Raw genomic sequence first — 13,296 nt, forward strand, 5'->3', positions numbered from 1 at the left:
AAAGTTGCATATAAAAAAACCTCCGCATTTGGAGGTTTTTTTTATGATTTTAAGTATGACTATTTAGTCGCGCCAGCGTCAGGGCAATATATTCACCAAACCAGAACGCAGTTTTTAAATCACCTTCAGGCGGGGTCAACTCTACTGGCGCATTATCCGACTGGGTCATGAGTCCTAGGAAGCTCGACATCCGGTTCAGATCCGTGACGGCACGTCCTGTCGGCATTAATGGCAAGCCACTCCACAACATGCCATGCTGCATGGCAAACAGATTGATCTGCTGCAACACTGCCAGCTTGTCGCCACTGAGTCCACCACCATTGGTAAAGGCTGCTGCCAGCTTACCCTGCCAGCTACGTGCCAGCCAGCGCTTGGAAGACTGCTCCATAAACAGCTTCATGGCAGCGGTCAGACTTCCCATATAGGTCGGACAACCAAAGATAATCGCATCGGCAGCGTCCAGCACCTCCCAGTCTATATGTTCGACATTCATCATATGTACCTGAACACCGGTTTCCCGTGCACCATCGGCAATAAAATTTGCCACTTTAGCCGTGTGTCCATAAGGACTGTGATAAACAATCGCAACAGATTTGGAAGATAGGGACATAACGCTCAAAAGCCAAAAAATTCAGTTAAGTTTAACATTTTCATGTCATAAACACGAATGTCGCCATACGCCCTGTTTTAGCTTCGCGGCGATAAGAGAAATATTCCTCTGGCTGGCGATAAGAACACTGATCTCCACCCAATACGGTATTTATGCCGTGTTGCTGCAAGATATAACGCGCAATTGCATACAGGTCAGCATAATATTTACCAGCCTGTACACCGGGCTGAAATGCACTGTCCAGTTCAGGATATTTGGAACAGAATGCAATTTTCACTTCTTCGCCAATTTCAAAACAGGGTTGACTAATGGCTGCACCGAGCCAAGCCCAAGTCGGCGGAGTCTGCATAGCTACAAGGGTATTTTCGATAATCCCACCCGCCAGACCGCGCCAGCCAGCATGCAAATTCGCAACTTCTGTACCTTCCGCATTGCCTAATACCACTGGCAAACAGTCTGCAGTCATCATCATTAAGGCATGCTGTTTACGCTGCGTCACCAGACCATCTCCGACCAGTGCCTCAAAAGGCATCTGCTCATTAATCGTATGACAGATGGTGCTATGCGTCTGCGTCATCCAGGTAATTTTATCTACGCCAAAGGCAGCGAAATCCTGCAGTAAAGCCATACGATGCTGTTGTACCCGTTGCGCATCATCCTGCACATGCAAGGCCAGATTAAAACCTGCAAGTTCAGGCTGTGTAGATGGCTGCACTTTCGCATGATAAACACGGGTCTGACCCACATACACACCTGGTGGAAGTCCTGGTACAAATTGCATCTCGATTCCTTGCTTTGACGCGAGCTAAATAAAAAGATTAATAGGCTTTGTTTTCGGTACGCAGCACTTCCACCAGATTGGCAAAGTCTTTCGGCCACGGTGCTTCAAAGGTCATTTCTTCTTTGGTACGCGGATGTTTCAGCCCCAGTTGCACGGCATGTAAAGCCTGACGCTTAAAGCCACGTAAAGTATCATCTAGCAATTGCGATGCGCCTGCAGGCATACGGACACGCGGCATATATACCTGATCACCCACCAGGCCATAGCCGATATAGCTAAAATGCACACGAATCTGATGGGTACGTCCGGTTTCCAGACGTGCCTGAACACGGGTGAAGTGCTGGAACCGCTCTTTAACATTGTAATGGGTTACTGCATCCTTGCCGCCTGGCAGAACTGCCATTTTTACACGATCCACCGGATGGCGTTTGATCGGCTCATCAATGGTGCCGCCAGCAATAATGTTGCCGTAAACCACCAGATCATAGAGACGATACACCGATTTCTTCTCAAGCTGTTTGCTTAAGGCAAACTGTGCTTCCAGATTTTTAGCAACCACCAATAAACCGCTGGTATCTTTATCGATACGATGTACCAGACCTGCTCGCGCCAGCTCAGAAGATTTTGGATAGTGGTGTAATAAAGCATTCACCAAGGTGCCCGAGGTATTGCCGGCACCCGGATGTACCACCATACCGACTGGTTTGTTGATGACGATAATATCTTCGTCTTCATAGATGATATCCAGTGGAATGTCTTCCGGCAGGCTGCGCGTTTGCGCTTCAAGCTCGACATTTAAGGTCAGGATTTCGAAACCATCACTTTTAAATTTAGGCTTGACCGGTTGGCCATTCACCAATAAATTACCTTCTTTGATCCATTGCTTTAATTTTTCTCGGGAAAAATCGCTCCAGACCATCGCTGCAATCTGGTCGATTCGTTGCCCGATATAAGTTTCATCCAGTTGAAATTGCAACGATAAACGTGTTGCAGTTGCTTCTGAAGTATGGTTATCTGCATCCTCAGAATCTTCAAGTAAATTGAAATCAGTATCAGGGATATTAGAATTGGAAGATTGTGCTTGACTCATTTGCTCATTCAGACAAAAGTGGTTTAATAGTGCAATTGTAGCTCATTGCCCGTATTAACAGAGGAATTTTTATGTCGCTACCACATTATAAAATGACAATGCTTGCTGTGACATTAGGCATTGCATCGGCAATGGTAGGCTGTAGCAGTAATCCAACAAAAAAAGACGTCGTGGATAAAGGTCCGGAATCTAGCGAACAGGTTTATATTCAAAAAGCACAGAAAGCGCTAGATCGTAATCAATATACCGATGCAGCAAAACAGCTAGAAGCGCTGGAAACTTATTTCCCGACCAGTCAGTACGCTCCACAAGCCCAGCTTGAGCTGTTGTATGTAAAATTCCAGCAAAAAGAATATGAAGCTGCAGTTACACTGGCAGAGCGTTTTATCCGTCTGAACCCGCAACATCCAAATGTCGACTACGCCTACTATGTACGTGGTGTCGCCAACATGGAACAGAATTATAACGGTCTGATGCGTTATACCTCACTGAAACAGTCACACCGTGATGTCAGCTACCTGAAATTGGCTTACCAGAATTTTGTCGATTTCATTCGCCGTTACCCATCTAGCACGTATGCAGTCGATGCAGCACAGCGTATGAAGTTTATCGGTCAGGAACTGGCTGAGCATGAAATGAATGCAGCACGTTTCAATATCAAGCGTAAGGCTTATCTGGCAGCAGTTGAGCGTGGCTTGTGGGTAATCGAACATTATCCTCAAACTCCGCAGATTCCGGAAGCTTTGGCAACAGTTGCCTATGGCTATGACAAACTGGGTGATAAAGCCACTTCACAGCAATATATTGAAGTGCTGAAACTGAACTATCCAGGCCTGGTGAATGCCAATGGTACGGTGAACCTGCGTGCAGCACGTAGTGAAGGCAGCTTCTTTAACCGTGCAACCTTGGGTATTTTTGGTAAAGAAGCCAAGACTGTAACGAATCCTTCTACCCAATCTCCAGAATCACAGGCAGAAAAACGCAGCCTGACCAATCGTATGACGTTTGGTTTACTCGACCGTCCAAAAAATACAACAACCGAGCAAGCTGAACCAACTGCTGAATAAGCCAACTGTTACAGGTGCATTTTTGCAAAGGGCAAGTTATCATACTTGCCCTTTTGCATTTTCTGAGCAATGCTTGAACAAATTGTGCAAAAAGGTTATACCAAGTAATTCATTTATAGGTTTGGAATAATCATCCGGCTCTTAATTTTTCAATGATTTAACCCCTAAATAACGCAGCACGAGAAGCTCAGCAGACCATGGCCATTCCTCAACATACGATTGATCAGATTCTCGATCGCACCGATATTGTCGATGTGATTGGTCAATACGTAAAACTAAAAAAAACTGGCCGTACTTATTCAGGCTGCTGTCCGTTTCATCAGGAAAAATCACCGTCTTTTCACGTCTATCGCGATAAACAGTATTTTCACTGTTTTGGCTGTCAGGCTAATGGTAATGCCATCCGTTTTTTGATGGACATTGGCAGTCGTAATTTCGTCGAAGTGATGAAAGACCTGTCCAGTCAGACCGGAATCGAACTGCCTAAAGACAATACCGATTCCAATAAATTAAAATATAAACGTGAAGCAGCCAAACCTAAAATTGCGCCTGCTCAAGCTGTTCCACAAGCTCAGCCGCAACAAAATAATGCAGCAACAAAAAATAATACTGCTGCATCTACGGCGAGTTTTGACCCATTTGCAGAGTTTCAGGCAGCCGAACAGGATTTTTATGGTGACCCTTTTGCTTCTTTTGAACATCTGCCCATGGCGGAAGTTCAGCAAGATGGCAATCTCTATGATCTGCTGGAAAATATCGCGCAGTTCTATGAGCGCCAACTCCCAAATAGCTCAAGTGCTCAGCAATATTTCAAGCAGCGTGGTCTGACTGCAGAGACCATTGCTTATTGGCGCTTAGGCTACGCGCCTGAAGACTGGCAACATCTGGAAAAAGCCTTTCCTCAGGATATTGAGGGCTTAAAACTTTTAGGTCTGATTCGCACCAGCGACAGTGGCCGTGATTTTGACCTGCTGCGTGAGCGGGTGATTTTCCCGATCCGTGATACCAAGGGGCGTGTAGTCGGCTTTGGCGGCCGTGCCCTGAATGACGAGATCAAGCCTAAATATATCAACTCGCCAGATTCTGAAGTCTTCCATAAAAACCAGTTGCTGTACGGCCTCTATGAGGGTCGCAAACAGAAAGCCCAAGAATGGCTGATGGTTGAAGGCTATATGGATGTCATTGCGCTCCAGCAATATGGCATTCATGGCGCAGTCGCCACTTTAGGTACAGCCAGTAATACGGATCATCTGAATATTCTGTTCAAGCAGAGCAACCGGCTGACCATTGCCTTTGATGGGGATGCTGCCGGCCAAAAAGCGGCACGCCGTACTCTGGATATTGCCCTGCCCCTGCTAAATGACGGCAGAGAGCTGAAGTTCTTTGTTTTGCCCGCTGACCATGACCCGGATTCATTGATCCGCCGTGAAGGGATAGAAAACTTCAGACGCTTGCTGGAACAGGCACCACTGATGTCGGACTTCGTGTTTGCCCATCTGACCCAAAATCAGGACATCACCACACCTGAAGGCAAGAGTCAGGTTATGGGTGAACTAAAAAATCTGACCGAGCTACTGCCCAAACACGGTTCCTTCCGTTATCTGCTGCAGCAATTTTTCCGGGAAAAACTGGGCTTTAACCGTAAATGGCAACCCAAGGTCAATACGGATGCATCCTTAAGCTTTAGTACCAAAATTGATGCCGAAGAATATGTAATTGCGATCTTGATGAATCACCCTTATCTGTATATTCATTTTGAACCGTTGCGCGCGCTGGTCTCTGAAGATCAGCTGCTGTTTAAAATTCTGAATATTCTGAATGTGATTTTTGATGACCTGCCGGATGACCCAGAACTGTCGATCTATTATGTGCTCGGTGCCTGTGCAGCCCATCATCATGAACTGCAGCATATTTTGCAGCATGCCAATGTCAGCGATTACACCTCATCGCCAGAACAGGCCGATAAGCTCGCGGCTGATTTTTCAACCAAGCTGCAATATCAGTGTTTAAAAAACAAGATTAAATCCAAGAAATTTAACAGCATCGCTGAAATGAAAAACCTGAAAATGCAGATTTATGAAATTGACCGCAAACGCTCGATGACCCTGTTAGAAGACTGATTTTTCAAATTATTGATTCTTTTGAATCAAATGAAGTCAGACTAGATCACAGTATTATTTATAATTTTCTCAAATAATCAGGCTGGGTTTTATGTTGAAGTACAAATCCGCAAAGAACCAAGCCTCTCATCATGCTGATTACAGTGAGTGCCTGGATTTACGACGCTTCGCAACTACATTGCCCAGTTCTTCCTGTAACAGCTCAAAATAGGCAGGATCTTCCGCTTTGGCTGCTTCACGCAACACAATAGAAGTTGGATGCAACAGTTTTTGGGTTAAGCGATGTGAAAAATCGGCCAGTACCGTTTCCGCCTTTTCGCCCTTGGCAATACGCTGCATTGCCAATGCCAGCTCTTCCTGACGTAATGTTTCCCCGTGGTCACGGTAAGCATGAATGGTCGCCCCGGCCTGTTTGACCTTTTGCTGGGTCAGCAGTTCTGTAGCCAACTGATTGACCATGATCTCGGCTTCAACCGCAGCCTGACGCCGCTGTGCCAGATTTTCCTCAATGACACTTTGCAGGTCATCGACCCCATACAGATAAACCCCGTCCAGGCTTTCTACTTTGGCATCAATATCGCGCGGTACGGCCAGATCGACCAGCAGCATCTGCTGGTAACGGCGTTTTTTCAGTGCAGCCTTCACATCGGCAAAATGGATCACCTGATGCAAACTGCCGGTACAACTGGAAATGACATCGGCACGATGCAGATTTTCTGCAAGCTGATCAAAATCTATAATTTCGACCTCAACCCGATGTGCAATTTCCTGTGCCAGAATATCCGCACGCTCGCGGGTACGGTTACAGATAATGATCTTGCCTACCCCCATCTCTGCGAGGTGTTTGGCCACCAGACTGTTCATTTCCCCGGCTGCCACGATCATAATGGTCAGCTTGTCAGGGTGACTAAATACTTGCAGAGCAAGTTGCGCCACCGCATATCCCATCGAGACGGCATGGCTGCCGACAGCCGTTTCCGAACGCACGCGTTTGGCGGCATAAAAGGCATATTCAAAAATCCGGTTGAGATCACGCGAAACTGTATGAGAGTCTTTGGCCAAAGAGAGGGCGGTTTTGACCTGTCCCAGAATTTGCGGTTCACCCAACATCAGTGAATCCAGACCACTGGCGACACGCATCAAGTGAGTTACTGCCTGCGCATTTTCGTAACGATAGACATGCTGCTGCAGTTGCTTGACATCCACCCCATTTTTTTGGGCGAGCCAGTTCAGCACCATGTCAGCGTTTTCTGACATGGCATAAACTTCGGTCCTGTTACATGTAGACACCACCACCATGTCATTCAGTTCAGGGTGCTGGCTTTGTTCGGCAAGAATGTCTCTTAACTTTTCAGGGTTAAAAGCCACCTGTTCCCGCAATTCTACAGAGGCAGTTTGATGGTTGACACCCAATGCAAAGAAAGACATATCAGGTCATCATTTCACTAAATTTATGCTATTGTGCAACATCGGTGTCATAAAAAGCATTACTTGGATCAAGAAAAAATTGCGTCAAACAATCAGCCGTATCAACGGCCCTACAATTAAGCAATATTCTACCACATTCCTACTGGTGGGTAGCATGGCTTCGACTGCACATCTCTATGCAGCGGAAGCAGTTTACCATGCAAATCATAATTATGATGCGATAAAACAAAGTATGATGGCCGAGTTTGCCATCGCTGCCCATGACATTCCCACTGCTTTGCACAACTATACGGTGCTGGCGATCAAGAGCAATTCCACTTCAGTCAAACAGCGCGCGTTAAATGTCGCACTAGAACATAATGACTTGCAGGCGGCTCTGGACATTTCCACACACTGGGTGGTACAAGAACCGCAAGATGTCCCTGCCCTATTTTATTTATCGCATATTGCTTTAAAAGCGCATGAGTATGAACTGGCTGCAGAGACCTTGGAAAAAATCCTGCAAATTGATGATAGCGCCGATCTGGAAGAAATTCTGGCAGGGATTTCACCCGAAGGAACAGAGGATCGTACTTATCTGATTCAGGCCTTAAGCACCACCAAGGCTCGGGACAATCCGTCTATTCTCGTCCTTGTGGCCGGCCTGGAAGCACAAAATGGCCAGCTGGAACAGGCGTTAAACACGATTAACCGTGCCTTGAAGAAACGTCCAAAGGCAACCGGTTATATTCTAATGAAGGCCAACCTGCTCAACGCGTTAGGCGATACCAATGCCACACGGGAATGGTATGCAAAATCCAGCCGCAAGCACCGCAATAATCTGGACGTGCGTCTGGCTGAGGTCAAATATCTGGTCAAACTGAATGAAGCAAGTTTGGCGCTGAAAAAACTGCAGGATATTCTAAAGAAATGGCCGACTGCTGAAGAAGCCCTGTTTATTGCCGGACTGACCAGCATTGATCTGGAAGAGTACGAAAAGGCCGAAAAATATCTGGTCGAACTGCGTTATTCTGCGCAGTATCAGAACGAAGCCTATTACTATCTGGCTGTCAATGCGGAACGCAAACAGCATTATGAAACGGCTAAAGCCTATTACCGTCTGGTCGATGGCAGTCTGTATACCGTATCACGTCGCAATATAATCTCAATTTTCGCCCAGCAGGATAAACTGCATGATGCACTGCGTTTCTTAACCCAGGAAAGGGTGAATTATCCGCAACATGCCAGCTTTCTCTATCTGGCCCAGGCAGATATCTTGACGCGTATGCAGAACAAAAAAGCCGCTATTCGCCTGCTGGAAGAAGCCAGCAAAAATCTGCCGGATGACCCTGAACTGGTTTACGCGCAAGTCCTGTTACTGGACCCGCACCAGGATCGCGTCAAGCTGGACGAACTACTCACTACTTTACTCAACATTGAACCGAATAGTCCGACCTATCTGAATGCCTATGCCTATACTCTGGCGATGCAGAACCGCCGTCTGGAAGAAGCACGTCGCTATGTCGAACAGGCACTGGAATATGCACCAGAACAGGCATCAATTTTGGATACCTATGGTTATATCTGTTATTTACAGAATGACTTTGCCACGGCTGCGGACGTGCTCTACAAAGCTTATCAGTTGAACCCGAATGTGAAGATTGGCGTGCGTTATGCCCGTGCGTTATACATGAAAGGTGATCTGCAACAATTTCATCAAGTGTTACAACAATTACAACAAAATCATCCAAATGACCCAGAATTGAAACAACTTAATTCGCTATTGTTAGCACCACAAACCCAAACGAGTTAATTTATTTATGCGCAATTTGAGCCAATTGGGTTGCTGTGCCTTTGCAGCAACTGCCTTATTCTTGACTGGCTGTCAGCAGATGATCAATCCACAAAAGCCCGTGACGCCTTCTGTCCAAGCAGACAATCAATTCCAGCTGCAAGGTAAAATTGGTGTTCGCACGCCTCAACAGACTGGCAGTGCATTCTTTACCTGGGTACAACAGCAGGAAGAATTTGATATTGAGCTCAGCGGTATCTTAGGCGTGGGTAAAACCCAGATTTCTGGCACCCCGGGGCAAGTAACCTTAAACAGTGCCAAAACAGGTCTGATTCAGGCAGCAAGCGCCGAAGAACTACTGCAACGGGCAACCGGCTGGCAAGCACCGATCAGTTATTTAGTGGACTGGGTACAGGCCCGCCCTGCAACTCCCTCTGCAAAATTACAAAAAGACGACACGCAACGGATTAGCCAGATTATGGAACAGGGCTGGACAGTCGATCTTAATTACAATGCGCAGGCCAGAATGCCAAACCGCTTGATTTTAAAGCAGTCACTTGAAAATGGCACGGAAAACCGTATTACAATGATCATTGAAAACCGTTAATTGACCTGATTCCAGCCCATGATAATTCGTGTTCCCTCGCCTGCTAAACTGAATTTGTTTTTACATATTACTGGTCGCCGTGAAAATGGCTATCATGAGCTGCAAAGTATTTTTCAGCTGATTGACCTGTATGACTGGCTGGAGTTTGAACCAAGCGCCGATAATGCGATTCAGATTGAAGGTCTGGCCTCTGTCGATCTGGAACAGAATTTAATCTATCGGGCAATACAGTTGTTGAAGCCTTATGCCAAAACGCCTTGCGGGCTAAAGATCCGTCTGGAAAAAAACATTCCGATGGGTGCAGGTCTGGGTGGAGGGTCTTCCAATGCAGCGACGACCCTGATTGTGATCAACCAGCTCTGGCAGTGCGGTTTAAATATTGAGCAACTTGCAGATCTCGGGGTTAAACTAGGTGCAGATGTCCCGATATTTGTGCATGGTAAAAATGCCTGGGCTGAAGGCATTGGTGAACACTTAACATTCATAGGCTTAGATCAAAAAAAATTCATTGTGTTAAAACCTGATTGTTTTATCAGCACTCAACTGCTTTTTTCGCAAAAAGCATTGACAAGAGACACGAAGAGCTCTAAATTTTGCGCCTATCAGGAAACGCCATCTGATTTTGGAAATAACTTTGAGCCACTGGCAAGAAGCTTATATCCTGAAGTCGATGAAGCAATGCAATATCTCGACCAGTTCGGAAAAGCAAAGCTTACAGGTACAGGTGCTTGTGTGTTTATTGAAGTCACTGAAAATCTGAATATCGAAGATATTCTTGCAAATGCACCATGTAAAGCTTACCTGGTCAACAGTTTACAAGAATCACCTTTAGTTCAGTTTAAAGTGTAGATAGGGGTATCGCCAAGTGGTAAGGCACCGGGTTTTGATCTCGGCATCCGTTGGTTCGAATCCAGCTACCCCTGCCATTCTTCACCTGTAGATGTACTGTATTAGGGGTATCGCCAAGTGGTAAGGCACCGGGTTTTGATCTCGGCATCCGTTGGTTCGAATCCAGCTACCCCTGCCATCTTACAGTTCATCAATTTAGGGGCGTCGCCAAGTGGTAAGGCACCGGGTTTTGATCTCGGCATCCGTTGGTTCGAATCCAGCCGCCCCTGCCATTTTCTCGAAAAAAGACAGAGCACTCATTTGCTGTAAGACTGTTAATTTACCTTGACACTTTACCGCAAAAATATTAAAGTTCTGCCGCATTAGGGGTATCGCCAAGTGGTAAGGCACCGGGTTTTGATCTCGGCATCCGTTGGTTCGAATCCAGCTACCCCTGCCATCTATTCCCATATATCCCAACCGCCAAGGGTGCTTCATGCCCAATCTTGTCGTTTTTAGTGGATCTGCGCATCCACAATTCGCTCAAAAAGTCGTAAGTCACTTACATATTCCTCTAGGCGCTGCCTCTGTAGGTCAGTTCTCTGACGGTGAAATTGCTGTCGAGATTACTGAAAACGTTCGTGGTAAAGACGTATTTATCGTACAGCCTACTTGTGCCCCAACCAATGATAACCTGATGGAAATCCTGGTGATGGCTGATGCTTTGCGTCGTGCAAGTGCTGGTCGTATTACTGCCGTGATTCCTTATTTTGGTTATGCTCGTCAAGACCGTCGTCCACGTTCAAGCCGTGTGCCAATTACCGCTAAAGTCGTTGCAGACATGCTGACTACTGTCGGGATTGACCGCGTTGTGATGATCGACTTGCACGCTGACCAGATCCAAGGCTTCTTCGATATCCCTGTAGACAACATCTACGGTACTCCTGCGCTTTTAGCTGATCTTCGTCAGCAATCGCATCACAACCTGATGGTGGTTTCACCTGACGTGGGTGGTGTAGTGCGCGCACGTGCTGTTGCGAAACAAATGGGTGATATCGATCTTGCAATCATCGATAAACGTCGTCAAAAAGCGAATGAATCACAAGTGATGCATTTGATTGGTGATGTTAAAGATCGTGATTGTGTCATTGTTGATGACATGGTAGATACGGCTGGTACGCTATGCAAAGCTGCTGATGCATTGAAAACCTTCGGTGCTCGCAAGGTGGTTGCATATGCAACACATCCAGTACTTTCTGGTAAAGCACTTGAAAACTTAAAGAATTCTGTAATTGATGAACTGGTTGTGACTGATACCATTCCTCTTTCAGATGAAGCTTTAGCACTGGGTAAGATTCGCCAGGTTTCAGTAGCCAGCATGGTTGCCGAAACAATTCGTCGTATCAACAACGAAGAATCTATTAGCGCAATGTTCGATTCTTATCTATAATAGAGCGCTGAATTTTCAAAGCCCTGCCATTTGGTAGGGCTTTTACTCACCAGACTGGTCGCAAGTCTGGTTCATTTAACTTAAATAGGATGTCTATCATGGCAAACTTCGTATTAAACGCAGCAGCACGTGAAGAAGCAGTTCAAGGGAAAGGTGCGAGCCGCCGCCTTCGTCTTCAAGCTAAAGTTCCTGCAATCATCTACGGTGGTGAAGCTGCTCCTGTAGCAATTACTGTTGAGCTTCGTCAGCTTGTTAAATTCTTAGAAAACAATTCATTCTTTGAAGAAGTTATCGAAATTGATGTAGACGGTAAAGTTGAAAGCGTGAAAATCCAAGCGTTACAACGTCACCCAGCTAAAAACACACCAATGCACGCTGACTTCAAACGCGCATAAGTGTTAATGGTGTAAATTAGTGTCAAATATTTCACTGATTGTAGGTTTGGGTAACCCAGGTTCTGAGTATGCCCAAACCCGCCATAATGCAGGCTTCTGGTTCGTAGAACGCCTTGCAGACCAATATGGCATTAATCTTAAAAAAGACCCGAAATTCAACGGATTTAGCGGTCGTGGCAATATTGAAGGTCAAGACGTCCGTCTCCTTCTCCCAACAACTTTTATGAATCTTTCCGGTAAAAGTGTTGTTCCTTTCGCCAAATTCTACAATATCGCACCTGAATCAATCCTGATTGCCCATGATGAACTGGATATGAATCCTGGCATCATTCGCCTGAAAACTGGCGGTGGTCACGGGGGTCATAATGGTCTACGCGATATCGTGCCGCATATCGGTCCAAACTTCCATCGCCTTCGCATTGGCATTGGTCATCCAGGTGCCAAAGACCGTGTTTCCGGCCATGTGCTCAGTAAAGCGCCTAGCAGCGAACAGCGTTTAATGGATGATGCGATTTCCCATGCCCTCGCCCGCACAAAAATGCTGGTGAACGGTGAAGTACAGCAAGCCATGAATCAAATCAACGCATATAAGCCGAACTGAACATTCAAAAATTGCTGGACAATTCCGCTTGCCAGAAAGTTTATTTAAGCGCAAAATGCGTTTGCTCGATTGTTCACCATACAGCAAGCAAGATTGATTTAACCAAATGATCAAACTCTTAGGTCAACTCAGGGGACGCTAGCCATGCTATCTCGTTTATTAAAATGCAAAATTCACCGCGCTCACGTTACACATGCAGAACTACACTATGAAGGTTCATGTGCAATTGATGGCGTTTTGATGGATTTGGCTGGCATTCGTGAATACGAAGAAATTCATGTGTGGAACGTGACCAATGGTAAACGTTTTGCAACTTATGCAATTCGTGGCGAAGACAATTCAGGGATTATTTCTGTGAATGGTGGTGCTGCGCATCAGGCTGATGTTGGTGATATCGTAATTATTGCTACATTCGGTGATTTCACTGAAGCTGAAGCAAATGCTCACAAGCCACGCTTAGTCTATGCCAATCCAGACAATACCGTGAATCACACAGCAAACTGCATTCCGGTACAAGTTGCCTGAGGTTTTAGATAAGATTCTAAAAA

The 13,296-nt window shown here is 46.0% G+C and carries 13 protein-coding genes and 4 tRNA genes; 13 read left to right on the forward strand and 4 right to left on the reverse strand.

Annotated features, from left to right (window positions below; genetic code table 11):
* Positions 1–49: 49 nt before the first annotated feature.
* Genes AY605_RS10450 through rluD form a run of 3 tightly spaced genes read right to left on the reverse strand, consistent with a single transcriptional unit; the run spans position 50 to position 2,481 of the window.
* Entirely contained in the window at positions 50–610 is a 561-nt protein-coding gene (locus AY605_RS10450; RefSeq protein WP_064096342.1) for a flavodoxin family protein, read from the reverse strand.
* A 40-nt stretch (positions 611–650) separates the two neighbouring features.
* Positions 651–1,391 carry a peptidoglycan editing factor PgeF gene (gene pgeF / locus AY605_RS10455; protein WP_064096343.1) on the reverse strand — a complete coding sequence of 247 codons (741 nt, stop codon included), beginning with the start codon at positions 1,389–1,391 and terminating at the stop codon, positions 651–653.
* Between the two features lie 37 nt (positions 1,392–1,428).
* A complete protein-coding gene (rluD, locus tag AY605_RS10460) occupies positions 1,429–2,481 on the reverse strand; it encodes a 23S rRNA pseudouridine(1911/1915/1917) synthase RluD (protein ID WP_064096344.1) in 1,053 nt (350 codons plus the stop codon).
* A gap of 71 nt (positions 2,482–2,552) precedes the next feature.
* Here rluD and AY605_RS10465 point away from each other — a divergent pair, with 71 nt between their 5' ends.
* The gene (locus tag AY605_RS10465; protein WP_064096345.1) at positions 2,553–3,548 is read left to right on the forward strand and encodes an outer membrane protein assembly factor BamD; all 996 of its coding nucleotides are present in this window, start codon (positions 2,553–2,555) and stop codon (positions 3,546–3,548) included.
* Positions 3,549–3,745: 197 nt separating this feature from the next.
* Positions 3,746–5,668, forward strand: coding sequence for a DNA primase (locus tag AY605_RS10470; protein WP_064096346.1), 1,923 nt, complete (start codon positions 3,746–3,748; stop codon positions 5,666–5,668).
* Positions 5,669–5,806: 138 nt separating this feature from the next.
* Here AY605_RS10470 and hemA read toward each other — a convergent pair whose 3' ends face one another.
* Complete coding sequence (gene hemA, locus AY605_RS10475) at positions 5,807–7,096, reverse strand: glutamyl-tRNA reductase (RefSeq protein WP_064096347.1); 1,290 nt, start codon at positions 7,094–7,096, stop codon at positions 5,807–5,809.
* A 79-nt stretch (positions 7,097–7,175) separates the two neighbouring features.
* Between hemA and AY605_RS10480 the strand changes: the two genes are divergently transcribed.
* From AY605_RS10480 to panD, 11 genes are all read left to right on the forward strand, one after another.
* The gene (locus tag AY605_RS10480; protein WP_064096475.1) at positions 7,176–8,888 is read left to right on the forward strand and encodes a tetratricopeptide repeat protein; all 1,713 of its coding nucleotides are present in this window, start codon (positions 7,176–7,178) and stop codon (positions 8,886–8,888) included.
* A gap of 7 nt (positions 8,889–8,895) precedes the next feature.
* The gene (gene lolB / locus AY605_RS10485; RefSeq protein WP_064096348.1) at positions 8,896–9,474 is read left to right on the forward strand and encodes a lipoprotein insertase outer membrane protein LolB; all 579 of its coding nucleotides are present in this window, start codon (positions 8,896–8,898) and stop codon (positions 9,472–9,474) included.
* A 21-nt stretch (positions 9,475–9,495) separates the two neighbouring features.
* On the forward strand, positions 9,496–10,323 hold the full coding sequence (gene ispE, locus AY605_RS10490; RefSeq protein ID WP_171254961.1) for a 4-(cytidine 5'-diphospho)-2-C-methyl-D-erythritol kinase: 828 nt from the start codon (positions 9,496–9,498) through the stop codon (positions 10,321–10,323).
* Positions 10,324–10,325: 2 nt separating this feature from the next.
* Positions 10,326–10,400 (forward strand) — tRNA-Gln (locus AY605_RS10495).
* A 26-nt stretch (positions 10,401–10,426) separates the two neighbouring features.
* Positions 10,427–10,501, forward strand: a tRNA-Gln gene (locus AY605_RS10500).
* Positions 10,502–10,520: 19 nt separating this feature from the next.
* Positions 10,521–10,595, forward strand: a tRNA-Gln gene (locus AY605_RS10505).
* A gap of 92 nt (positions 10,596–10,687) precedes the next feature.
* A tRNA-Gln gene (locus AY605_RS10510) sits at positions 10,688–10,762 on the forward strand.
* Positions 10,763–10,798: 36 nt separating this feature from the next.
* Positions 10,799–11,752, forward strand: a complete 954-nt coding sequence (locus AY605_RS10515; protein ID WP_064096350.1) for a ribose-phosphate pyrophosphokinase — start codon at positions 10,799–10,801, stop codon at positions 11,750–11,752.
* A 98-nt stretch (positions 11,753–11,850) separates the two neighbouring features.
* On the forward strand, positions 11,851–12,147 hold the full coding sequence (rplY, locus tag AY605_RS10520) for a 50S ribosomal protein L25 (protein ID WP_004645781.1): 297 nt from the start codon (positions 11,851–11,853) through the stop codon (positions 12,145–12,147).
* A 19-nt stretch (positions 12,148–12,166) separates the two neighbouring features.
* Positions 12,167–12,748 carry an aminoacyl-tRNA hydrolase gene (gene pth / locus AY605_RS10525; RefSeq protein WP_064096351.1) on the forward strand — a complete coding sequence of 194 codons (582 nt, stop codon included), beginning with the start codon at positions 12,167–12,169 and terminating at the stop codon, positions 12,746–12,748.
* A 144-nt stretch (positions 12,749–12,892) separates the two neighbouring features.
* Complete coding sequence (gene panD, locus AY605_RS10530; protein WP_008307603.1) at positions 12,893–13,273, forward strand: aspartate 1-decarboxylase; 381 nt, start codon at positions 12,893–12,895, stop codon at positions 13,271–13,273.
* Positions 13,274–13,296: the final 23 nt, after the last annotated feature.

It is taken from the genome of Acinetobacter sp. SFD (assembly GCF_001647575.1).
GTDB classification, from domain to species: Bacteria; Pseudomonadota; Gammaproteobacteria; order Pseudomonadales; family Moraxellaceae; genus Acinetobacter; species Acinetobacter pecorum.